20 protein-coding genes are annotated in these 21,890 nt (G+C 52.9%); 12 read left to right on the top strand and 8 right to left on the bottom strand.

The window, feature by feature from the left end:
• Position 1: 1 nt before the first annotated feature.
• The 5 genes from CDH47_RS15960 to CDH47_RS15940 all read left to right on the top strand — a co-directional run bounded on the left by CDH47_RS15960 (position 2) and on the right by CDH47_RS15940 (position 7,240).
• Complete coding sequence (locus CDH47_RS15960; protein ID WP_100641119.1) at positions 2-3,385, top strand: toxin VasX; 3,384 nt, start codon at positions 2-4, stop codon at positions 3,383-3,385.
• Complete coding sequence (locus CDH47_RS17745) at positions 3,382-4,524, top strand: DUF6708 domain-containing protein (protein ID WP_239985849.1); 1,143 nt, start codon at positions 3,382-3,384, stop codon at positions 4,522-4,524. The genes CDH47_RS15960 and CDH47_RS17745 overlap by 4 nt, the downstream gene beginning before the upstream one ends.
• 333 nt (positions 4,525-4,857) lie before the next feature.
• Positions 4,858-5,589 carry a hypothetical protein gene (locus tag CDH47_RS15950; RefSeq protein ID WP_153045490.1) on the top strand — a complete coding sequence of 244 codons (732 nt, stop codon included), beginning with the start codon at positions 4,858-4,860 and terminating at the stop codon, positions 5,587-5,589.
• A gap of 133 nt (positions 5,590-5,722) precedes the next feature.
• The gene (locus CDH47_RS15945) at positions 5,723-6,097 is read left to right on the top strand and encodes a hypothetical protein (RefSeq protein WP_153045489.1); all 375 of its coding nucleotides are present in this window, start codon (positions 5,723-5,725) and stop codon (positions 6,095-6,097) included.
• A 66-nt stretch (positions 6,098-6,163) separates the two neighbouring features.
• Positions 6,164-7,240: a hypothetical protein gene (locus tag CDH47_RS15940; protein WP_205077615.1), complete on the top strand. Its 1,077-nt coding sequence runs from the start codon at positions 6,164-6,166 to the stop codon at positions 7,238-7,240.
• 33 nt (positions 7,241-7,273) lie between these two features.
• Here CDH47_RS15940 and CDH47_RS15935 read toward each other — a convergent pair whose 3' ends face one another.
• Positions 7,274-8,179 (bottom strand): DUF1853 family protein, encoded by a 906-nt coding sequence (locus tag CDH47_RS15935; RefSeq protein ID WP_100641113.1) that lies wholly within the window; start codon positions 8,177-8,179, stop codon positions 7,274-7,276.
• Between the two features lie 106 nt (positions 8,180-8,285).
• Here CDH47_RS15935 and CDH47_RS15930 point away from each other — a divergent pair, with 106 nt between their 5' ends.
• The 3 genes from CDH47_RS15930 (at position 8,286) to CDH47_RS15920 (ending at position 10,612) form a co-directional block, all read left to right on the top strand.
• On the top strand, positions 8,286-8,726 hold the full coding sequence (locus tag CDH47_RS15930; RefSeq protein ID WP_100641111.1) for a VOC family protein: 441 nt from the start codon (positions 8,286-8,288) through the stop codon (positions 8,724-8,726).
• Between the two features lie 115 nt (positions 8,727-8,841).
• A complete protein-coding gene (locus tag CDH47_RS15925; RefSeq protein WP_100641109.1) occupies positions 8,842-10,266 on the top strand; it encodes a Clp protease N-terminal domain-containing protein in 1,425 nt (474 codons plus the stop codon).
• On the top strand, positions 10,238-10,612 hold the full coding sequence (locus tag CDH47_RS15920) for a hypothetical protein (RefSeq protein ID WP_100641107.1): 375 nt from the start codon (positions 10,238-10,240) through the stop codon (positions 10,610-10,612). Before CDH47_RS15925 ends, CDH47_RS15920 begins: the two co-directional genes overlap by 29 nt.
• 86 nt (positions 10,613-10,698) lie before the next feature.
• Here the strand turns inward: CDH47_RS15920 and CDH47_RS17800 are convergent, their stop codons facing one another.
• Positions 10,699-11,262, bottom strand: a complete 564-nt coding sequence (locus tag CDH47_RS17800) for a cold-shock protein (protein ID WP_100641105.1) — start codon at positions 11,260-11,262, stop codon at positions 10,699-10,701.
• A gap of 262 nt (positions 11,263-11,524) precedes the next feature.
• On the opposite strand from CDH47_RS17800, the gene CDH47_RS15910 reads away from it, so the two are divergent.
• The gene (locus CDH47_RS15910; protein ID WP_100641103.1) at positions 11,525-11,743 is read left to right on the top strand and encodes a SlyX family protein; all 219 of its coding nucleotides are present in this window, start codon (positions 11,525-11,527) and stop codon (positions 11,741-11,743) included.
• Between the two features lie 84 nt (positions 11,744-11,827).
• On the opposite strand, the gene dapE is transcribed toward CDH47_RS15910, so the two are convergent.
• The 6 genes from dapE to map are packed head-to-tail and all read right to left on the bottom strand — an operon-like array spanning position 11,828 to position 18,965.
• Positions 11,828-12,964: a succinyl-diaminopimelate desuccinylase gene (gene dapE, locus CDH47_RS15905; protein ID WP_100641101.1), complete on the bottom strand. Its 1,137-nt coding sequence runs from the start codon at positions 12,962-12,964 to the stop codon at positions 11,828-11,830.
• Positions 12,951-13,979, bottom strand: a complete 1,029-nt coding sequence (gene dapD / locus CDH47_RS15900; RefSeq protein WP_100641099.1) for a 2,3,4,5-tetrahydropyridine-2,6-dicarboxylate N-succinyltransferase — start codon at positions 13,977-13,979, stop codon at positions 12,951-12,953. The genes dapE and dapD overlap by 14 nt, the downstream gene beginning before the upstream one ends.
• Before the next feature lie 31 nt (positions 13,980-14,010).
• Positions 14,011-14,352 carry an ArsC family reductase gene (locus CDH47_RS15895; RefSeq protein ID WP_100641097.1) on the bottom strand — a complete coding sequence of 114 codons (342 nt, stop codon included), beginning with the start codon at positions 14,350-14,352 and terminating at the stop codon, positions 14,011-14,013.
• A gap of 3 nt (positions 14,353-14,355) precedes the next feature.
• Positions 14,356-15,552: a succinyldiaminopimelate transaminase gene (gene dapC, locus CDH47_RS15890; RefSeq protein ID WP_100641095.1), complete on the bottom strand. Its 1,197-nt coding sequence runs from the start codon at positions 15,550-15,552 to the stop codon at positions 14,356-14,358.
• Positions 15,549-18,194: a [protein-PII] uridylyltransferase gene (locus CDH47_RS15885; protein ID WP_100641093.1), complete on the bottom strand. Its 2,646-nt coding sequence runs from the start codon at positions 18,192-18,194 to the stop codon at positions 15,549-15,551. Before CDH47_RS15885 ends, dapC begins: the two co-directional genes overlap by 4 nt.
• Positions 18,195-18,965 carry a type I methionyl aminopeptidase gene (gene map / locus CDH47_RS15880; RefSeq protein ID WP_100641091.1) on the bottom strand — a complete coding sequence of 257 codons (771 nt, stop codon included), beginning with the start codon at positions 18,963-18,965 and terminating at the stop codon, positions 18,195-18,197.
• A gap of 264 nt (positions 18,966-19,229) precedes the next feature.
• On the opposite strand from map, the gene rpsB reads away from it, so the two are divergent.
• The 3 genes from rpsB to pyrH all read left to right on the top strand — a co-directional run bounded on the left by rpsB (position 19,230) and on the right by pyrH (position 21,851).
• The gene (gene rpsB / locus CDH47_RS15875; protein ID WP_100641089.1) at positions 19,230-19,976 is read left to right on the top strand and encodes a 30S ribosomal protein S2; all 747 of its coding nucleotides are present in this window, start codon (positions 19,230-19,232) and stop codon (positions 19,974-19,976) included.
• 92 nt (positions 19,977-20,068) lie between these two features.
• Entirely contained in the window at positions 20,069-20,938 is an 870-nt protein-coding gene (gene tsf, locus CDH47_RS15870; RefSeq protein ID WP_100641087.1) for a translation elongation factor Ts, read from the top strand.
• 184 nt (positions 20,939-21,122) lie between these two features.
• Positions 21,123-21,851, top strand: a complete 729-nt coding sequence (pyrH, locus tag CDH47_RS15865; protein ID WP_100641085.1) for a UMP kinase — start codon at positions 21,123-21,125, stop codon at positions 21,849-21,851.
• The last annotated feature ends 39 nt before the right edge of the window (positions 21,852-21,890 follow it).

Genomic DNA, 21,890 nt, shown 5'->3' with positions numbered 1-21,890 from the left:
CATGACACGCAAAACGAGACCGGTAGACGATAGAGAAAGCAGTGAACTCCTTTGCTGGGAACAGTCAGGTACTCCGGTAAATGAGCCTGAATCATGCCCTTTGCTTCAAACGGTTAACTTGCTGCCAGTGCGATATGGCAGGGTAGAGGTCGCCCCTGCAGGCAAGGATTCCGGGTATCCCTACGAACTGGTATCCCGGCCATTGGGTTACCGCCTTCTCAGGGACGGATACCTGTATGTTCTTGATGCAGATACAGGCGAGTTGCACGAATACAGTCATGAGAGTGGCAAGCTGTCTGGCCATAATGGTGGGAAAATCGAGTATCCAAAAACTCATACGCTGTATGTCTCCTTCTCGGATATCGCCTGGACGGATCGCAAAAAGGCTCAAGTGCTTGATGACCCGACAGAGCGGGAAGCCCTTCTGCAGCGAATTGACCTGGCCTCGGCTTCTCCTGCTTCTGGCGGAGCGTCTCTGCTTACCCCTGAACAAGCCAAGGAGTGGGTTGCAGAGTTTGCAGAAGGCCCGGATCAGGAGCCCCCAGAGGGCGCGCATCCCCAAGAAAGCGAGCCTTACCACTGGGAGAATCAGCCTTACTTTCACAAGACTCGCTTTGGCAAACTGATTGAACAGCAGAATATTGAGGATCCTTCGAACTGCCTTTGCCTGGCGGTTCGGGACGATGTCGGCGTGATGGTCGATCTGGCCCAGCATCAGGATGATGTGGTTGGCTGGATTTCCGATTGGGCAGAAAGTGCTAACAATGAACGGGACTACTTGGTAGGTGCATGGATAGAATCCCTGATACAGATCAGTGACTCGACGCTTGAGGCTGCTGCTGGAGGTTCAAAAGGAGAGCCTTTTCAGGCACTGCACGAAAACACCGATGAGGTTCAGCGCCGTGCGATATATGACTATCTGAAGATCCGCGCAGACTACCGCGGCCCTCAACCAATGGGACCCGAAATTTACTTGCGCGAGCAGCACGGGGACAACCCTCTGGTACGAGCACAGTTGGCCATGATCGACGCCCTTGGGCAGCAGGGCTATGCTCAGCACAGGGATACCATCAATCAGCTCAATCTTCAGAACTACCACCAGCTAAATGGTGCCAAGCTTGGTCAACGAGGAATTAACGATCTCATTGATCGTCCTCGCATGGACGCATTTATGGCGGCTCAACGGGCCAAGCTGGCACGTTGGCAAGGGTTGCTTGCAGATATCACCGAAGACCGGGTAGCGCTTTACTGTGAGTCTCGCTTCCATCACGCTGCCTGGTATTTCGATGTGGCAGTTGATGCTCAGTTGGAGGCGGCTCTGGATCTCAATTATGCCTGTGCGAAAGACCTTTGCCGTACAGACGAAGCGGCGGACAAAGTACTTGCCTGGATGGAAGCAAACCCACAGTTCAGTCATCCACTGTTCCACACCCTGCCCAAAGCCGCTCAAGCGCCGGATGTCGAACCTCTGACCACATATCTGGGTATTGCGGGGGCGGGATACAGTGTGGTGACCAAAGCTACCGAGTGGGCGCAGCAGTTAATCAGTGCGGAGGCAGAGCGCCTACCCGATATTGAACGACGCTCTCAGGATATACAGATTAAGGCTGCTGCGGTTGGCGATATCTTGGCACCGGCGGTTTCACGGAGTGTCGCCAGAACCATGGATCGGTTGTATCAAGGAATTGAGGCTAACCGGATTCCTCCTTTGGATGATCTGTTCCGGGATCTGCCGTATTTCTTCAAAGGCCAGATGCTGAAGGCAATCCGTACCGGCGAGGTGGAGTTTCGCGTTGCCTCGGAAACAGAGCTGTCCACTTTCCGGCAGAATCTGGAACAACTGCTGGCGCTTAACAAACGGTTAGAAACCCTGAGCAGCGATCATGACGTCGCCAAGACCACCCATGGCCACAAATCTGAACGGGCCAAAACTATCCTCAGCGAATTCAAGGCAACCCGGGAAGAGCATCGCACCCTGGGTAAGCGCATAGCTGGGGCTCTCAGCCCGGTAGAAGAAACCAGCAGCGGCTTAAAACTTGAGTCATCGGAAACGGGGCGGGCGGGCCTTTCTTTGATATTGCCTGCTCTGGAAAAGCAGCAGATGGGGACACTGATGGGGAGTATTCGTCAGGGGTTGGGTTCTGCGCCACGTGTGAACCTGATGGGCGATGGGCTGGGTGTACTGGTCTTTATTGTCCAAGCGGTTAATTTGGTTAAGATCGCTATTGAGGTTAACGCTCAGGCCCCGGACTCTAAGAATTATGGCAAAGTCATCGAAAGCGTTGCAGGCACAGCTAGTGCTGGTTTTCTGGCAGCCCAAGGCTTGGCGGACACCATTCTTTCGTCCAGGGCACAGGCTTTGGCGCAAGCTTGGCAGCGTGGCACTTTGCAATCGGTGCACGTTCACATGGGCAAGCTGCATATCAGGATTGGTGGAATAGCCTATTTTGCAAGCACGATTGGTGCAGCCATTGGCACCTACAAACATGCGAACAACTGGCTGGAAGCGGCACGGATCGGAAATGCCGAAGCTCAAATGGGCGCAGCGCTTGCTATGGTGGGAAGCGGTGGTTTGACCGTGACGAGCGCCTATGGTTTTGGCCGAACTCTGCACGTAGGTTTTAACATATTGCAAGCCAGCGACGATTTAGCCACAGCTTGGGCCGCGGCGGGTACTCGACTATCGAGTCTTTTCGCGCGCTTGAATATTGCCGGGCTGGTTTTTACCGTGTTTGAGCTGGGCGGCACTTGGCTGTATAACCGCTACAACCTGGGGGAGCGCGACCAGTGGTTGTTAACCACCCCTTGGTCGCGCGAGGCGCGGCAAATAACAGACAGTTCCCTGGAGGAGTACGGGCAGGCACTGGCACGGCTCGGCCACAGCCTGACTATGGAAAAGCGACCGGTGGACGAAGGCGACGCGAAAGCGCAACTGGTTCTGAACTGCCATGCGCTAACAGCATCGCAGTTGCAGGAATCCATGGGTCAGCCAGCTTCCCGCAAAGTTTGGCTTTGCGCCTGGCGAATCCGGCCTGAAGATTCTGGGCGGTGGACAAATACGCCGGAGGCTTGGGTACGTTGTTCCCAGGATATCCTGACGAGCTTATCTATTGAGGATAAAGCCGGGCACCTACAATTGGCGTTCGCCCCCCCGAACCACAGCAAGCGTGGGCTATCTCCGGAAACCCGAGATCTTGCACTGATGGTTCGGATAGACGCGCTTCATTCTGAGGGGCTCTATACCCAGGAAGTCTATATGCTCAAAGTAACACCAGACGGCGACTGGCCTGTAACACCCGTTCAAGAGCCGCCTCGGGACGAGGAGGACAAAGTTTTCTGGCATCAGGTTTGTAATCCCTTTTTGGAAACGGACATCATTGCATGATAAGCAATACCCACAAAAAAAACACAGTCGAGATCATGAATCCACCCCGCGCCGGCAAGGTGGAGCCCTTCCCAAGTGGTCGGCTCACTTTCCTGGCGCCGTTGCCCATGCCCACGGGCGTGCCGCCAACGGACTATGGCCGTGCTGTGGGGGAGGTCAACGACCGCTATTTGGACTTTGGGGCGGGTTGGCCACCGGTGTTCGGCTGGCAATTGGCCCTCGGCACGCCATTTGCCGGTTTTTTACTGTCGGCGTTTGTTTTTCCGGTGATTGCCTTTTTTCTATTCTATGCGGTGGGTAACGGTTTGCCCGATGCCCTTCATGCTTTTTGGGGTGTGATGGATCTCAGCTTCTGGATTGGCCTCTGGGCAGGTATATTTTTTCTTTTACTTGGCCTTGGGATTTGGTTTCGGAAGCACCTTAAATACAGGACCCTTACCCCCACCCGTTTTAACCGCCAGCGCCGCGAGGTGTGCTTTTTCCCCAAAGGTCAGCGGGAGCCCATCTTTGTGCCCTGGGAGTCGCTGGCTGCCTGGGTAACGGAGGCTCAAGGTGTGACTGAGTACGGTGTGCAGCGCCAGTGCGGCTTTGGCGTGGGTTTTCTCCACCCGGATACGGGCGAGAAATACACTCTGGAGTTTCAGGCCTACGGTTTACAACAAGCCATCAGCAATTGGGAAGCGGTGCGAGCTTACATGGAATATGACGTCCATACTCTGAAGGAAATTCAGGATCCTCTGGACTTGCAAGACCCGGATGATCCGCCCTGGGAGGGAGTGCACGTTTTTCGTAACGCAAAAGCTCGAATGCATCAGCGTCGTCGGGCCGGAGAGGTTGGTTGGCTTTACACCCTGGGGTGGTATCTCAACCATTTCTCGACCTTATGGACGCTCCCGTATCATCTGGTGGATTGGGAAGTGAAAAAGATTCAGAAAATGAATCGCAAAGCGTTGCCTGAGGCCATGCAGCGTTGGTCTGAACCGCTACCGGACGATCAGTGGACCAAACCCAGTGATGAGTTGAAGCGTCAAACCGCACGTGTCCAAGAATTACTAAAAGCCAACCCAGGGAAAAACACGCTTGAAATATTTGCACAGGTCAGTGACGAGTTTGATGCCAAGGCTTCGTTGACCGCATGAAGAGCGTTCAGGCAATTCCTCAGCCAAGCAGTACAGCACACGACAGCACAGATATAATTGTTTTGCCCGAGAGCCCCGTAAGGCGTAAACGCACTGGCCAAGATCTTCAACCCGTTGGCGACTATGCCGACATCGAACCCTATCACCGAGTCTGTATTGATATTACTGACGTTCAGCATCAGGACCAAAACGACCCAGAAGGATTTGTCGCTGGTGATTGGTGGTGGAGTCACCGAAAGATTCGTTTTCTCAATGGGAAAGCGTTTCTTGGTCTCTCGGCTTTTATACTAACAATTCCTTATCTTTGGGGAACCGTTTTAGTAGGTGGCGGTGGTGTATATTCGTTGTACCCTTGCCGATTTTGTAGAGATGCCGCGTATTCTCAAGGTTTTATGGTTTCTTGTAGTAGGTTCTGGCTGGATAGCTGGGTCTTTCTACATTCTCACAAAAACCCTCCCGTGGGTCATGGGCGGTTTCGTCCTTCTACTAAGGCCCTTAGACAAACTCCTCGCCAAGCTTCTGGACCGTGGCCTGGAGACGGGTGAAAGCTACTTCAGTCGGGAAACAGGCGAAGTGAGCTTCGCTGTATCAGGAGGCAAAAAACTGACGGCCCCCTTTGAAGAGTTCGATGCCTATGTAGAGCGTGTGATCGAAGCGGGGGGTATCTTCTACCGCCTGATGTTCGTGCATCGCTACACCGGTGCGCAGTTCAGCCAGACTTCCTTGAGCCGTGTTGAACCGGTGAAAGAAGAAGTGATGGCACTCTGGGACATGCTCCAGCGCTACATGGACGTGTCTCAGCCTCTGCCGGACGTCCCTCGCCTGGAGCCTTTCCGCCACCTGGATCCAGTGACTCGCGAATATGATGAAGAGATTGGACAGAACCCGCGCTACTGGCGTGACTTGAACCTGGAAGAATGGAAAACCCGTGAGGGCCTGGAAGTGCTTAGACGCCAACGAGAGTATCCGTGGGACAGTCGGGTGTGCAAACTGACACCCCAACTGGGCAGAATCTCGATGGAAGAGTATCGCCAGAAGCGCCCTGATGGCTCTTGGCCGATTTGAGACAAGGAGCCCGCTAATGGCCTGACCTTACGGCCAGGGAACTAACCGTGGCCAGCGGTGAGCCTGAGGGTCTTGCCAGACAGAGGGAGCTCAGCGGCGACACGCGGATCAATACAGTAAACAGAGATTAAAAATGAACTCAACTTCAGGGAAGGTGAAAATGAGTGATTGTGTAGAAGCGACATGTACAGCCTGCGATGGTAGGAATCAACTTGCTGCAGATCAGATGGAAATGCTTGGGAAATCTGAGCCTGTTGAGTGTTCCCAGTGTGGAGTGTTGGTCAAGATTAAAGTTGATGCCGAATCAGAGTTAAAAGCAAAAGTGTCGGTTTTAATACTAACAATTGGGGCGGCAACGGTTGGCGTGGTTGCGCTGATCAATATGTTTGGTGATGCCGGATTCCCTACTTATTTCGTGGCGATTCCATTCATTTTGATTTCTGCAATCATGAGTTCAGCGCTGAGCGGTGGTGCTGTTCAGTTACAGAGTGCTGACGCTTCTGGTTAATGGGTATGGAAGCGCTTCTAGGAACGGACGGCTACTCAAGGCGATCTATCTTGAAAAAACACCGGTATGAGCGAGCTAAAATCGATGCCCAATATCAAGGATAAGCCATTTCGGCCCATGGAAATTAGTCCTCTTCCGAAATCCCCAAAAGAACGCACGCGGATTGGCGAAGAGCTTCAGCCAGTTGGCAGCTATGCGGGCATCATCCCCTATCTGGGTACAATTCAAGACGCTGAAGTGCTTCAGGATCATGAAAAGACTGACCCGGAATTTAAATCGAAAGATTGGTGGTGGGATCACCAGAGGATTCGATTTCTGAATGAAAAATTGGGCCTCAAATTTTTGATACTGATTATTCCAGTGATTTGGGTGCTTGCCCTTTGGCTTGGGGGCCCGGCTCTTATGATCTGGGCATCTGCTGAGATAGATCTGATAGCGGAGCTGCCCCCGTTGGTAGTAGGGGTTTTTATCATTGTTTTTGTGTTTGCTTGGTTTGTATTTGCAGTCTGGGTAACTCCCGTTACCACCAACTGGCTTATGAGCACCGGCATGGGTTTCGTTCTAAAACCCTTTGAGAAAATCATCAACGAAAAGCTGGATAAAACTTTGGAGGATGGCTGCAGCGAGTTTAACCGCACCACTGGCCAGGTTCGCATGGCTCTGGGAGGAGGGCGGCATTTCGAGGCCCCGTTCGTGGAGTTCGATGCCTACGTGGATCGTGTGATCCAGCAAAGCGGTGTGTTTTATCGGCTCATTTTTGTGCATCGTTATACTCAAAAAACGTTCCACAACACCGCTTTCAGCACCATCGAATCCAGCAAGTCTGAGGTGCTGGCACTCTGGGATGTGCTCCAGACCTATATGGATGTATCCCAGCCCTTGCCCGATGTACCCAGGCTGGAACCCTTCCGGCATCTGGATCCGGTCACTGCTGAATATGATAAACAAACCGACCGTAACCCGCGTTACTGGCGCGACCTTGATCTGGACTCATGGAAAGACGGAGAAGGCTGGCGGGAAGTATATCAGCGGCAAAGTCAGTTCCCGTGGGGTAGCCGGGTTTGTAAGCTCACGCCACAGCTAGGCAAGATCTCCATGGAAGAATACCGAAAACAGCGACCGGCTGGAGCTTGGCCGATCTGAAAGGTTTTGGTTAAGGCGTATATGGATTTGTGGTCAGCGAACGAGTGGCCAGCGCTCGGGTACCACAAACACCCGCTCTACCTCGTGCCAATTGCCGCCCCGAGGATCTTCCCGCAATACGCCAAACAGCTGCGGAACCGTTCTGTCTTCCACGCGCCTCAGAGCATCCATAGTATGTTCGGCATCTGGCTTCTCACCCTGAAACCAGTTGCCAATCCAGTGTGGTTTATTGAGTACAACCCAATGCGATGTGTCTAATGCTTTTGCGTGGCAAACATACAGCCATCGCCCACGCAGATGCGCATTGGGAACGTAATCGGGAATCATTGCCTGCGGCGCATCGGGATAGAACAAATACCCCGGCATGAAAATCCGTGGTGTAAGCGGGCCTGTAATGCCGGCTTCGGAGAGCATTGCGAGTGTTTCCGGCAGCCATGTGCGCCGGCTTTGTTGTTCGAGTAGGCTGGTTGTTTTTATGTCTAGTCGGTCTCTGGCATTGGGGCCGTACCAGAGGGTCGTTCCGTTTGGCTCTGGTACGCCAAGATAGAACTTGATAGCGATTTCGTGGTGTTCTATGCGTTTTTCTGCACGATTATGAACCACGAAATCCAGCTCTCCGATGGTGTTCCCGGCTGATTGTATCTGTTGGTTCTTCATCAGAATGGGCCAGTCGAGTATGTCTTCCAGCAAAACCTGATACAGTCGTTCGAAATAGAATCCCAGCCTGCGCTGTGGTGGTTCTCTCAGTATCGGAGGTGCAGTCTCAGGGTGTTCATCCCACAGTCTAAGCAGGTCAGGATAATTTGAAGGCAGGTAATCTGCCGGTTCAAAAGTGATGGGCGAATGCATCAGTTGCGGTGCCTGGCATAGCCAGGCGAGGTGGTTGATCGCTGGTGTTCGGTAAACGCTAGTCAGTTCCGACTTGGGGTTTGCATTCATCCGTCCAGAATACCGTAAACTGTGTGTTAATAAAGATGCGGTGAGCCTAGGTTGGCAAACTCCCGGGGTTCACTGCTTGAAGCAAAAGAATATCGAAGGAGCAAGTATGCAGTACCTACATACGATGATCCGCGTAAGCGATCTTGAGAAATCCCTGCATTTTTTTTGTGACTTGTTGGGCATGGTTGAGATTGATCGTAGAAGCAGTGAGAAAGGCCGCTTTACGCTTGTGTTTCTCGCAGCCGCCAAAGATGAAGCGCAAGCGCGAGAGCAGAAGGCGCCTACGCTGGAGTTAACGTATAATTGGGACCCGGAAGAGTACACAGGTGGCCGTAACTTTGGCCATCTGGCTTACCGTGTGGATGATATCTATGCGCTTTGTGAGTCGCTGCAGGCAGGTGGCGTTACGATTAACCGTCCACCTCGGGATGGGTACATGGCGTTTATTCGCACGCCGGATAATATATCCATAGAGTTGCTGCAAAAAGGCGAGCCTCTGGAGCCCAAAGAGCCTTGGGCCAGCATGGAAAATACTGGTTCCTGGTAGGGGATGGGCTGCCTGCAGGAATTGCGGGTAAGCTAAAACCCTCATAGAATCACTAGGCAGTTGTGAAATGAATTCTTAAGCATCAGGAAGATGCGATAAAACAAGGAGAAGTTTGATGGAAGACTGGCAAGGATGCCTCGCCCCCCAATGTCAGACCGCACTACTGAATGCTCGCGAAGATGTTGATCGTCGTGGCGGTGTAGTCATTACGGTCGAAGACTTTTTGCTCGCACTCTTGGAATCCAGCTCTTCGGCAAGTCACTTTCTGCGTGGCTCGGGCGTGGACATGGACGAGCTGGTCCGCACTATTCAGTGTGAACAACCCATAGTGACTGAAGTTGGCGGCGAAGGCCTGCTTTCTTCCCAGCTCATGTACTGGTTGGCAACGGCACGAGAAACCTTTGGTGCGCCTGCCTGGCTCGATTGGCCGCAACTTCTCGAGGTGCTTGCAAAGTATGCAGAGCGCCTGCAGGAGAAGGCCTATGTGGCTGTGCTTGAGTTGGTATCGCGGTGGCCAGAATCGGGTGATTTGGCTGCCGATGAAGCGCGAACAGCAAGGCCGGGCATTGAGGACGAAGAAGCAGCGCCATTAGTAATGGCCGATACGGCCTGGATTGAACTTGCAGAAGACGTTGCCATCACGCTTGCAGTCACACCGGGTGTGGTGGTGTGGGTCAGGGGAGAGCGTGGGGCGGGAAAATCAGTTTGGCTACGCACCTTGTTATCGTCGCTTACACAACCTTATGTTGAGATGGATCTGCGCAGTGAAACGGAGGTGATGGCCAGCGAACTTGCGGTTATTCCCGCACGCGCCAAAAAGCCTTGGCCAGTTTTGGTACTGGATAATGTTACGCCGGCTGATTTATTGGCGCTGATGGATCGCCCCTCGGGTCTTGCATCAGAGCTTGTTCAGCGATGGCAGGGGCCTTTGCTACTACTGGGGCCAGATATACCTCGTGGCTGTGTACAGCCTTGCCGAAACTTGGAGCAACAGCTTGGTCGAACGCTGGAAATATATGATACGCCGCTGCCTGGCCCGCTACAGCGCAAGGCGATTCTGGTTGCCCATCAAGCTGCGATAGAACGCCGCTGGAATATATTGCTGCCTCAATCCACGATTCAGTTCGCCTCTTCCCGGCACAGCCGCTGTGTGTGTACGCCGGGTGGAATGCTGCAGTGGGTCGAACGGGCTGCAGCACGGCTGGAATTGTTTGCCCGGCGCGGCCCGGTGGGGTCAGTGGCACTTTCCGGGCAGGTCGACACGCTCCGGCGTCAGAGCCTTGTTGCCATGGCACGGCAAGAACCGCTTGATGGGATAGAACAGTCTTTAGAAGAAATAGATTTGCTGCGCGCAGCTGCAGAAGTAACTTGGCATGAACGCAAAGCTGCAGGCACTCTGAACCAGCTTACGGTTGAAGATTTACGACGCGAACTGGAGTGCTGGCTTGCAGCGCGGCCTGCGCCGGTTCACTATGTGCAGCATTGTGATCAGCAGCATGGAGAATCTGCGAGTGCAGGATCTGGAAATCTACATTCGTGACTTGGAAGCAGGAGCTGTTGCTCGTTGGCTAGAAAGCCACGTTGAACAGCTGGAACTTGATGACAGTAATATTACATCGGTCATCAAAGGCACCGCTTTTTTTAGCGATAGCTTCTTGAAAATAACACTCTACCCTCAGGCTTTTGGTAAGAGGTTTACCTCACTGCTTATTGAGGGTGAGCGGTTACCTTGGAATTCTGACCTGGAATGCGCACGCAGTGCTTGGCGGGCACTAGAGTCAGAAGTTCGTTGCAGCCCGGGAGAGTGGAAAGAAGGTGAGGCGATAGGAGATGATAAATGGTGGCGACTGGATGATCGGGGAGAGCAGCTCGCTGTCTGGAATTGATTTGCCATGAACTGATTGATGCCCCATAACGAAAAAAGGCAGCCCCTGACTAAAAATGGGCTGCCTTTTTTGTATCAGCTAAGGTTTCAGTCGCTCAGGATAGAAACATTATCTGCTTGCAGGCCTTTGTCAGCGTCAACAACGCTGAAACGAACCAATTGGCCTTGGCGAAGAACCCGGCGGCCACTTCCACGAATAGCACGGAAGTGAACAAATACTTCGTCGCCGCTGTCGCGGACGATAAAGCCGAACCCTTTCTTAACGTTGAACCACTTTACAGTGCCTTCTTCATCGCCTTCCGGGCTGTCATCATCGTAGTCGGCATCATCACCGGCATAGCTTTGGCTAGAGCCTTGGCTGCGTGATGGAGAGCTGGCTCGCTGAGACGTGCTGCGGGCGGGCTGCTTGGCTGCAATGGCAACTGCCAGAAAACCGACAATGCCAAATACAATTAAGCTGATAACGTAGGCTGCGATACCCTGGGCACTGCCGAGAACGAATGGCGTGTTTGTTGCCAGTTCATTGCTCTGGGACTGCGACAGAATTTGAAACAGCTCCGGGGTAAAAGAAACCAGCAGAAAGCCTAGGATAAATGGGGCGGGAATAGCGATCAAAATAGCAACAAGAATCGCTTTGGCTGGATTACGCATTGACTGAAAAATCTCCATTATTCATTAACGCTGACGATAAAAAACCGGATATCGGGTAAAATTACTCATCCGGCCAGTGGATACCGCCTGACTTCCTGGAAAACCGGAGCTCGGGCGGGCAAAAGCGGCATGATAGCAGATTATGCCCATTGCGTACCAAGCAGCTGGTGTATTGAATGCGATGGAAAGTTATCGAAAGCACCTTGGCCAACCTGTTTAACCACCTAAATGAATCATTCATCTGACGGAGCTTTAATACCCGATGAGCGACAAAGACCTGCAAACCAGACTGGACGAGCTTGAAACGCGGCTTGCCTTTCAGGACGACATTATTAATACCCTGAGCGAGCAGGTAGCAAAGCAGGAGATGGATATTCGTGAACTTTGGAATGCCAAGCGGTTACTCCACAGCCAGTTAAAGGATGTTTCTTCATCCAACATCAAGCGGGAAGAGGAAGAGGCGCCGCCTCCGCATTATTGATCCTCGAAATACGAACATACAAAAACCAAAAGGCCAGAGCATGTGCTCTGGCCTTTTGGTTTTAGCTTATTTCGAACCTGAGGTTCAGGCGAGTAGTTCCACCAGAATTTGCTCATAGATTTGTGAGAGGGTGTCCAGATCGTCAGCTTTCACGCACTCGTTTACTTTGTGAATGGTTGCGTTGATCGGGCCTAGCTCTACAACTTGTGCACCGGTGGGGGCAATAAAGCGGCCGTCCGATGTGCCCCCTGTTGTAGACAGCTCAGTTTCACGGCCGGTCACTCTGCGTATGGCATTTTGAGTGGCAGACACCAGTGCGCCTTTATCGGTAAGAAAAGGTCGGCCGCTGAGGTGCCATTGCAAGTCATATTTCAGTTTGTGCCGATTTAGCGTAGCGACAACCCGCTCCTCAAGGCTTTCCGCTGTGTTTTCTGTGCAGTAGCGGAAGTTGAAGTGCACTACGCACTCACCGGGAATGATGTTACTGCCGGTGCCGGCTTCCACTTTGGTAATCTGGAAGGTGGTGGGCGGAAAGTAATCATTGCCATTATCCCAGAACTCGTTAGCCAGGGTGTGCAGAGCGGGCGAAACGGCATGGATAGCGTTTTCTGCAAGGTGCGGATAGGCTACATGGCCTTGGGTGCCATGCACGGTGAGGTAGCCGTGCAAGGAGCCGCGCCGCCCGTTCTTGATTACATCGCCTACTTCTTTCGTGCTTGAAGGCTCTCCAATCAGGCACCAGTCCATTTTTTCTGAACGGGCTTCCAGTGCTTCGATCACCTTCACGGTGCCATTCTGGGCTGGGCCTTCCTCATCACTCGTGATCAATAAAGCAATGGAACCACGATGGTCTGGGTGGGCCCTTACAAATCGCTCGCAGGCAGTAACAAATGCCGCAAGGCTGCCTTTCATATCTGCCGCGCCACGGCCAAGGAGGTAGCCGTCTTTTATAACCGCATCAAACGGGGGATGAGTCCAGTTTTTCTCTGGGCCAGTGGGCACCACATCAGTATGGCCAGCAAAGGCCAGTACCGGACCTTCGGTGCCTTTGCGCGCCCAGAGGTTATCGGTGTCGCCAAAGCGCATGTGCTCACCGATAAACCCCAGAGGTGCCAGGCGAGACATCATCAGTTCCTGACAGCCAGCATCTTCTGGTGATACGGATGGGCGGCCGATCAGGTCGATGGCCAGATCGAGCGTTGGAGAATTAGTTGTTTGCATGCAGTTCTTCATTTAGCTCGATGGCGGATTGGTTGGTTTTGCATTCCACTGCGCCGGATTGGCTGTTACGGCGGAAGAGCAAGTCTGGCTTGTCGGCCAGGTCGCGGGCTTTTATAACGTCCACTAGCTCGTTGTTGCCGTCGAGTAAGGCAACCTTGGCGCCGGCTGTAACATACAGACCAGATTCAACCGTGCAGCGGTCACCCAGAGGAATGCCGATACCTGCATTAGCGCCGATCAGGCAGTTTTCGCCAACGGAAATAATCATGTTTCCGCCGCCTGAAAGAGTGCCCATGGTGGAGCAACCGCCGCCCAGGTCGGAACCTTTACCAACCATAACGCCCGCAGAAATACGGCCCTCAACCATGCTGGTGCCTTCTGTGCCGGCATTGAAGTTGATAAAGCCTTCGTGCATAACCGTTGTGCCTTCGCCCACGTAGGCCCCAAGGCGCACTCTTGCAGTGTCTGCAATGCGAACGCCGCTGGGCACCACGTAGTCCGTCATCTGAGGGAATTTGTCTACGGACTTCACTTCCAGAGTCCGGCCTTCAAGACGAGCTTTAAGCTGGCGATCCGGTAGTTCATTCAAGTCAATGGCGCCTTCGTTGGTCCAGGCAAGATTCGGCAACAGGCCGAAAATGCCGTCAAGCTTGAGACCGTGGGGCTTAACCTGCCGATGGGAAATCAGGTGAAGCTTGAGATAAACCTCAGGCGTGCTGGAGGCAGTACCGTCTGTTTCCAGTACGGTTACGACCACTGGGCGCTTGCTGCCGGCAGCTTTCTCTGCCAGTGATGCCTGCTCTGTGGCACCAATCTGGCGCAAGGCAGTGGCAAGTCGGGTTAGCTGCTCAGCAGTTGTTTGGATGGCCTGATTGCCGCCTTTATAGTCCAGAGCAGTTTCTACTGCATCTATCAGCTCTGTTTCCGGTGTGATAATCGGTTGCTGGTAAAAAACTTCCAGCCATTCGCCCTGGTTGTTTTGGCTGCCGATACCTATACCGAATGCAAAACTCATGCAGTGATTGCTCCTGTCTATTTGATAGTTGTTACTTGATGGTTGTTGCCCAGTCGTCGGCGTTAAAGCCGACATAGACTGTGTCGTTATGTTCGACCACGGGTCGTTTAATGATGGAGGTATTTTCCAGCATGATGTCGTGGGCAGAAAGGGCGCTAATAGTATCACGAACCTCTTCGCTGAGTTTGCGCCAGGTGGTGCCACGGCGGTTGAGCAGGGTTTCCCAGCCCACAGCCTGCTCCCACTCGGTCAGCTTGGCTTCGCTGAGACCCTCTTTCTTGAAGTCGTGAAATTCGTAAGAAATGCCTTGCTCGTCAAGCCATTTGCGGGCTTTTTTGACGGTGTCGCAGTTGCGGATGCCATAGAGTTTCATAAATCAGTTAGCCTTTACAAATTCAACAATGCGTTTTGCCGCTTCCACACATTCTTCCAACGGTGCAACCAATGCCATGCGAACCCTGTTCTCTCCAGGGTTATAGCCATCCACTGTGCGGGACAGGTAACGACCAGGCAGAACATGAACGTTTTGCTGAGCCGATAGCTCTTTTGCAAAGGTTTCATCATCCATGGGGGTGACCGGCCACAGATAAAACCCGGCATCGGGAAAGTCGACGTCCATCACTTCGCGCAGGATGGGCACGACAGCTTCAAATTTTGCGCGATAAGCCGCCCGGTTTTCCCGCACGTGGTCTTCATCCTGCCATGCAGCAATGCTGGCGAGTTGGTTATGAACCGGCATGGCACAGCCATGATAGGTGCGATAGCTCAGGTAGCCTTTCAGAATGTTTGCATCGCCGGCAACAAAGCCGGATCTAAGGCCTGGCAGGTTGCTGCGTTTCGACAGGCTGTGGAAAACAACACAGCGCGCGAAGTCGTGTCTGCCAATCGCTGCACAGGTCTGCAGCAAGCCTTCGGGTGGGTTGTCTTCGTCGGGATAAAGTTCGGAATAGCATTCGTCTGACGCGACGATGAAATCGTGTTTGTCTGCCAGTTCAATGACTTTTGCCAGTGTATCTCGAGGTATAACCGCGCCGCTGGGGTTACCGGGCGAACACAAGAACAGAACCTGGCAATCCCGCCATACAGACTCTGGCACAGCGTCGAAATCCGGAATAAAGCCATTGGAACCATCGCAGGGCAAATAAACTGGCGTGGCCCCTGCGAGAAACGCTGCGCCCTCGTAAACCTGATAGAAGGGGTTGGGACTTACAACGGTTGCTTGTTTGCTGGAATCCACCACCGCCTGCACCAGAGAGAAAATAGCCTCCCGGGTTCCATTTACCGGCACGATGTTCTTTTCAGGGTTCAGTGAGCCGGCTTTCAGTTGAAATCGCCTGGTGGCCCATTGGTCTATGGCCTCTCTCAACTCGTCGAGGCCACGGGTGGTTGGGTAGTTGGCCAGGCGATCCAGATTGTCGGCAATCACATTTTTCACAAAATCAGGAGCCGGGTGCTTGGGCTCACCAATGCCAAGAGATATAGCCCGCAGGTGTTCAGGTACCGATATGCCCGCTTTGAGTTTTGCCAACTTTTCGAAGGGGTAGGGGTGAAGCTTGTTCAAATTTGGATTCATTGAATTTCATCCAGCATTTTGCACAGGTCTTGCTGCAGGGCGCGGCATACGGAAGGGTCGCTGATTGGCTCGCCGTGCTCGTCGGTTACGAAGAAAACGTCTTCTACCCGCTCGCCCAGAGTGGCGATTTTCGCATTACTCAGGCGGATGCGGTGATCCAGCAGTACCTGTCCAATACGAGCCAGAAGGCCTGGGCGGTCAGGTGTAACTACTTCAATCACCGTGCGCTCATTAATGGTGTCGTTGGAGAACAGTACCTCAGTAGGGAAGGCGAAATGCCGGAGCTGCCGGGGTGTTCTGCGGTGAATAATGTCAGGGTAGTCTTCGGGGTTGTCCAGCTCTTCGATCAGGCGCTTGCGTACCCGTTCTTTCCTGGCCGGGTCTATACCCAGAGGCTGGCCTTTTTCATCCAACACTACATAGGAGCTGATTGTGTAGGGGCCATCATTTGAACTGATACGAGCATCTACAATATTGAGGTTGAGCTGCTCCAGAACGGCCGTTGTTGCCGCAAACAGGGTGGCTCTGTCGTTCATGTAAATGATGATCTGGGAAAAGCCGTCAGTAGGGCCACCGTGGGTGTCCCGTATAAGCACCAGTGGGCCAGGCGTGTCACCATGGTTGATGATGGCTGCGGTTTGCCAGGCTATGTCAACTGTTGAATCCTGTAAAAAGTAATCTTCATCGACAGTATCCCAGATAGCATCTATCTGTTCATCGCTGATGTTCTGTGTGCGCAGAATATCTCTTGCCTCAGACTGGGTTGCACGCACCCACTCTTGCCGATCGACTGGTATCTCTGTGCCGCGCCTCAGGGCGCGTTTCGCTTCCAAGTACAACTGGCGCAGCAGAGATGCTCGCCAAGTGTTCCAGAGTTTTGGGTTGGTTGCGCTGATATCGCACACAGTGAGAATGTACAGATAATCCAGATGCGCCTGGCTGGGCACTGCCCGGGCAAAGGAGCGGATTATATCCGGATCTGAAATGTCTTTGCGTTGGGCTGTCATGGACATTAACAGGTGGTTTTCCACCAGCCAGGAGACCAGCCGGGTATCGCGTTCGCCCAAGTGGTGGCGCTGGCAGAAAGCTTCGGCATCCACTGCCCCAAGCTCCGAATGGTCTCCGCCACGGCCTTTGGCAATGTCGTGATAGAGGCCGGCTATATAAAGTAGCTCTCTTTTGGGCAGCCCGTGAATCAGTCGGGCGGCCAAGGGATAATCGTCTCGGGCGTCAGGGCCGCTCAAACGGACCATGTTGCGGACAACCCGCATGGTATGGGCGTCAACGGTGTAAATATGGAAAAGATCGTGCTGCATCTGGCCGATAATCTGGCCAAATTCCGGTAAGTAACGCCCCAGCACGTTGTACTTCTTCATGGCGGAAAGGGTTTCATCCAGCGCGTGAGGTGCTCGTAGCAGTTCCATGAACAGGGAGGTAACGGCCAGGTCAGACCGGAAAGCGTCGTCAATCAGGTGTCTGTGCGCTCGTAATGAGCGGATGGTTGTAGCCCGGATACCCTTTATTTCAGGGTGTTGAGCCATCAGCACAAAGATTTCCATAATTGCGTAGGGCGAGTAGGCAAAAACCTGATTGTTTACGGCTTCTATATAATTGTTGCGGATCTGGAAGCGATTGTTGATGGGCTGAATGTTGTCTTCTGTACCAGTGCCGAGTATGGCCTCATCATAAAACTGAAGAATAACGTCAGCGAGCTCTGCCAGTGCCAACACAGCGCGGTAGTAGGACTGCATCATCAGTTCGACATCCAGCCGCTTGCCCTCGTCCTTATAGCCCAGCATTTGTGCCAGCGCGCGTTGGTGGTCAAACAAAAGCCGGTTTTCGTTCCGGTCTGCAATCAATTGGAGCCCGTAGCGTAATCGCCACAACAGAGTTTCGCCTTCAATCAGAACCTGGTGCTCTTCGTCTGTGAGAATGCTGAAACGAGTCAGGTCGGCAATGCTCTGCAGTCCAAAATGTCGTTTAGTGATCCAGCCAATAGTTTGTATGTCCCGGAGGGCGCCCGGAGAACTCTTTACGTTGGGTTCGAGGTTGTACTCGGTGTCACTGTATTTTTTGTGGCGTCGCAGCTGTTCTTTGCGTTTGGCGATAAAGTAATCGCGATCGGTAATGATGTTGTCGGAGTAGGCCTGTTCGCTAAGCTCTTTGCGCAACTCATCTGGGCCCGCAATGGTGCGGGTTTCAAGAAGATTTGTCAGTGTGGCTACATCGCCCCGCGCTGCACTTTTACTTTCTTCAATGCTGCGAACGCTGTGCCCGATATCGAGCTTCAGGTCCCAAAGCAGTGTGACAAAGGCGCCAAGATCATCCTGCCAGCCCGGATCGATGCCGTCGCGGGTGAGAATCAGCAGGTCAATATCCGAATGGGGGTGCAGTTCACCACGGCCGTAGCCGCCAACGGCGATAAGTGCAATGTCGGGCGATTTGGAGAAGGGGTAGCGATTCCAGATAAGCCTCAATACGGTATCAATCGTGTCGGCTCGAGAGCGAACCAGGGTGCGCACGTCGGCACCCTGCCTGAAGGCTTCGGCATCAGCCTGATAGCGTTGTTTCAGCAGTTCCCTGGCCGCCATAACAGGGGAGGGTTCCTCGCTGATTCTGGCTTCCAGTTTCTGGCTCGCCACTTAGAACGACTCCTCCGATCGTTTGGTCAGCACTTCGTAGCCGTCAGCTGTTACCAGAATGGTGTGTTCCCATTGGGCTGAAAGCTTGTGGTCTTTGGTGACCACAGTCCACTGGTCTGGTAGCAGCCTGGTGTGGTACTTGCCCTGGTTGATCATGGGCTCGATGGTGAAGGTCATTCCTTCTTGCAGTGCCATGCCGGTACCGGGCTTGCCGTAGTGCATAACCTGGGGCTCTTCATGGAATACTTTTCCGATGCCGTGCCCGCAATAGTCACGTACTACTGAATAGCGATGTTTTTCTGCGTGTTCCTGAATTACGTGGCCAATATCGCCCAGGCGAGCACCAGGCTTGACCAGTTCAATGCCCTTATACAAGCATTCCTGGGTAATTCTGATCAGGCGCTCTGTGCCTGGTTTTGGCTTTCCGACGATCCACATTTTGCTGGTATCGCCGTGGTACTCATCTTTTATAACGGTAACGTCGATATTAACGATGTCGCCGTCCTTCAGAATTTTTTTCTCTGAAGGTATTCCGTGGCAAATGACGTGGTTCACTGAAATGCATACGGATTTGGGAAAGCCTTTGTAGTTCAGCGGGGCAGGAATTGCTTGTTGCTCGTTGACAATATAGTCGTGGCAAATCTGGTTGAGCTCTTCAGTGGAGACGCCAGGCTTGACGTGTTCCCCGATCATTTCAAGAACTTCAGCTGCCAGGCGGCCTGCCACACGCATCTTTTCAATTTCTTCCGGGGTCTTGATCGATACTTGCATTGGGCTTCCCATTGATAGTGAGTCAAACGAGCATTTTAAGTGTCCGGCGCTCAGGGTACAAGGAAGCACTGGCTCAAAAATAATGGCGCGAGGCTATCGTTTTATGGTATAAACGCGCCGGCTGGAAACTAATCCGGCAAATTCGCACACGTGTCAGCACGTTGCCCCAGGGTGCCTGCTCCTTCCTTGAAGTGTATATAAGGAGTCTGGTTGGGGTAATTGGACGCGTGGAGGACTAACCCGAAGCTAAACTAAGGTAATATCATGGCTCAGGTAAATATGCGTGACCTGCTCAAAGCAGGTGCTCACTTCGGACACCAGACTCGCTACTGGAACCCGAAAATGTCGAAGTACATCTTCGGCGCCCGTAACAAGATTCATATCATCAACCTTGAGCAGACTGTTCCTGCCATGAACGAAGCGCTTAACTTCGTTCAGCAACTGGCAGAGAGCAAAAACAAGATCCTGTTCGTCGGCACTAAGCGCGCCGCCGCCAAGGTCATCAAGGAAGAAGCTGAGCGTTCTAGCCAGCCTTTTGTTAATCACCGCTGGCTCGGTGGTATGTTGACAAACTACAAAACCATCCGTCAGTCAATTCGTCGCTACCGTGATCTGGAGGCCCAGAGCAAAGACGGTACGTTTGACAAGCTGACCAAAAAAGAAGCTCTTGAGCGTACCCGTGAAATGGATAAGCTCGAGCGTTCTATTGGTGGTATCAAAGACATGGGCGGCCTACCTGATGCTCTGTTCGTGATTGACGTTGATCACGAGCGCATTGCCATTAAAGAAGCCAACAAGCTGGGCATCCCCGTTATTGGTGTTGTTGATACCAACAGCAACCCGGATGGCGTTGATTATGTTATCCCGGGCAATGATGACGCTATTCGCGCGATTCAGATCTACGTGAAAGCGGTTGCAGATACCTGCCTTGAGGCAGCACAGGCTGGCGGCGCTGATGAGTTTGTTGAAGTTGCCGAAGAGTCTGCAGGAGCCGCTCCGGCTGCTGAGTGATGCATCTGCGTCACTACTGAGATATAAGGCATGCCCGAGAGGAATTTCGGGTGTGCCTCCCACCGAATTCGGAAAAGTTAAGAGGACTGAACATGGCTGCAATTACCGCTGCAATGGTCAAAGAGCTGCGCGATCGCACTGGCCTTGGCATGATGGAGTGCAAAAAAGCACTGGTTGAAGCTGGCGGAAGTGTAGATGCTGCAATTGAAGAGTTGCGTAAGTCTTCCGGCCTGAAGGCTGCCAAAAAAGCTGGCCGTACAGCCGCTGAAGGTGTTTCGTTGATCAAGATCTCCGACGACAACACCGTTGCCTACATTCTGGAAGTGAACTCTGAAACAGACTTTGTTGCCCGCGACGATAATCTTCTGGATTTTGCTAACGACGTGCTGAATGTTGCCTTTGAAAAAGGCGAAACTGACGTTGCCAAGCTGATGGAAGGTGAGCTGGAAGCCAAGCGCGAAGCTTTGGTTCAGAAGATTGGTGAAAACATCACCGTTCGTCGTCTGGTTTCAGTGGAAGGCCCGGTTGTGGGTGGCTACGTTCACAGCAACAACAAGATCGCTTCTGTTGTTGCGCTGACGGCTGGTGACTCTGAGCTTGCTCGTGATATCGCGATGCACGCTGCCGCCGTTAACCCGCGTGTAGCCAAGCCTGAAGACATGCCTGCTGAAGAGCTGGAAAAAGAGAAAGATGTCATCAAGGCTCAGCCGGACATGGAAGGCAAGCCAGCAGAAATCGTCGAGAAGATGATGGGCGGGCGGATCCAGAAGTTCCTCAAGGAGAACAGCCTTGTTGAGCAGCCTTTCGTAAAGAACCCGGAGCAGACTGTTGGTCAGCTTATCAAAGCGGCTGGCGGTGAGCTCGTTGGTTTCGTTCGCCTGGAAGTAGGCGAAGGCATTGAGAAAGAGGAAGTGGACTTTGCCGCTGAGGTTGCAGCAGCAGCCGGCACAGGCAACGCCTGATCTCTTTTTCGGCACTTTAATCTTCAGTTTTAGTGCCATTCGAGTCTGCCACGTTGGCCGGAGTTTTCCGGCTCTCGTGGCGGGCTTGTATCTGAGATGCCCCTTTTTTTAAGGGGTATGTCAGATACAAGCCTGCAGTGCTTCTCGTGCCGGGTAGCAGTCAACAGACAAAATGGGGATCAATATGTCGACACCACCGAAGAATCAGCCAAGATATAATCGCGTTCTGCTCAAACTCAGTGGTGAGGCCCTTATGGGGGAGCACGAATTCGGTATTGATCCTAAAGTTCTCGACCGTATGGCGCTTGAAATTGGCGCTCTGATTGGTATCGGCGTGCAGGTTGGCCTTGTGATTGGCGGAGGAAATCTGTTTCGTGGCGCAGCGCTCAGCGAAGCTGGTATGGACAGGGTTACCGGCGATCACATGGGTATGCTTGCAACCGTAATGAATGGTTTAGCGATGCGCGACGCTCTTGAGCGCTCGAACATCCGCACCCGTGTAATGTCTGCCATCCCCATGAGTGGTATTGTTGAGCATTATGATCGCCGCCGCGCAGTGCGCGATCTGAAAGACGGTGATGTGGTTATATTCTGTGCGGGCACGGGCAACCCGTTTTTTACCACCGATTCAGCAGCTTGCCTGAGAGGTATCGAAATTGAAGCGGACGCCGTACTGAAGGCAACCAAAGTTGACGGGGTGTATTCTGCAGATCCGCACCTCGATCCGAGCGCCGAGAAGTATGACATGCTCACCTATGATGAGGTGTTGGACAAAAAGCTGGGCGTGATGGACCTGACAGCCATTCTTCTGGCGCGGGATCACCGCATGCCGCTGCGGGTGTTTGATATGAGCCGTGCAGGCGCTTTAACGCGCATCGTGACCGGTGAAAAAGAAGGTACATTGATTGAATAACGGGCATTACTCATTACTATAGCCCGACGAACAAATTGA

It is taken from the genome of Marinobacter salexigens, assembly GCF_002806945.1.
Lineage (GTDB): Bacteria > Pseudomonadota > Gammaproteobacteria > Pseudomonadales > Oleiphilaceae > Marinobacter > Marinobacter salexigens.
Note: the sequence above shows the minus strand (reverse complement) of the source record. Positions and strands in the feature narration are given on the sequence as shown.

Excerpts from the sequence above, each read along its gene's own strand:
- CDH47_RS15910 (WP_100641103.1), top strand. The coding sequence starts at position 11,525 with ATGAGCGACAAAGACCTGCAAACCAGACTGGACGAGCTTGAAACGCGG.
- CDH47_RS15960 (WP_100641119.1), top strand. The coding sequence starts at position 2 with ATGACACGCAAAACGAGACCGGTAGACGATAGAGAAAGCAGTGAACTC.
- pyrH (WP_100641085.1), top strand. The coding sequence starts at position 21,123 with ATGTCGACACCACCGAAGAATCAGCCAAGATATAATCGCGTTCTGCTC.
- CDH47_RS17800 (WP_100641105.1), bottom strand. The coding sequence starts at position 11,262 with ATGCGTAATCCAGCCAAAGCGATTCTTGTTGCTATTTTGATCGCTATT.
- CDH47_RS15930 (WP_100641111.1), top strand. The coding sequence starts at position 8,286 with ATGCAGTACCTACATACGATGATCCGCGTAAGCGATCTTGAGAAATCC.
- dapE (WP_100641101.1), bottom strand. The coding sequence starts at position 12,964 with ATGCAAACAACTAATTCTCCAACGCTCGATCTGGCCATCGACCTGATC.
- CDH47_RS15935 (WP_100641113.1), bottom strand. The coding sequence starts at position 8,179 with ATGAATGCAAACCCCAAGTCGGAACTGACTAGCGTTTACCGAACACCA.
- CDH47_RS17745 (WP_239985849.1), top strand. The coding sequence starts at position 3,382 with ATGATAAGCAATACCCACAAAAAAAACACAGTCGAGATCATGAATCCA.
- CDH47_RS15895 (WP_100641097.1), bottom strand. The coding sequence starts at position 14,352 with ATGAAACTCTATGGCATCCGCAACTGCGACACCGTCAAAAAAGCCCGC.
- tsf (WP_100641087.1), top strand. The coding sequence starts at position 20,069 with ATGGCTGCAATTACCGCTGCAATGGTCAAAGAGCTGCGCGATCGCACT.
- dapD (WP_100641099.1), bottom strand. The coding sequence starts at position 13,979 with ATGAGTTTTGCATTCGGTATAGGTATCGGCAGCCAAAACAACCAGGGC.
- CDH47_RS15940 (WP_205077615.1), top strand. The coding sequence starts at position 6,164 with ATGAGCGAGCTAAAATCGATGCCCAATATCAAGGATAAGCCATTTCGG.
- map (WP_100641091.1), bottom strand. The coding sequence starts at position 18,965 with ATGCAAGTATCGATCAAGACCCCGGAAGAAATTGAAAAGATGCGTGTG.
- rpsB (WP_100641089.1), top strand. The coding sequence starts at position 19,230 with ATGGCTCAGGTAAATATGCGTGACCTGCTCAAAGCAGGTGCTCACTTC.
- CDH47_RS15925 (WP_100641109.1), top strand. The coding sequence starts at position 8,842 with ATGGAAGACTGGCAAGGATGCCTCGCCCCCCAATGTCAGACCGCACTA.
- dapC (WP_100641095.1), bottom strand. The coding sequence starts at position 15,552 with ATGAATCCAAATTTGAACAAGCTTCACCCCTACCCCTTCGAAAAGTTG.
- CDH47_RS15945 (WP_153045489.1), top strand. The coding sequence starts at position 5,723 with ATGAACTCAACTTCAGGGAAGGTGAAAATGAGTGATTGTGTAGAAGCG.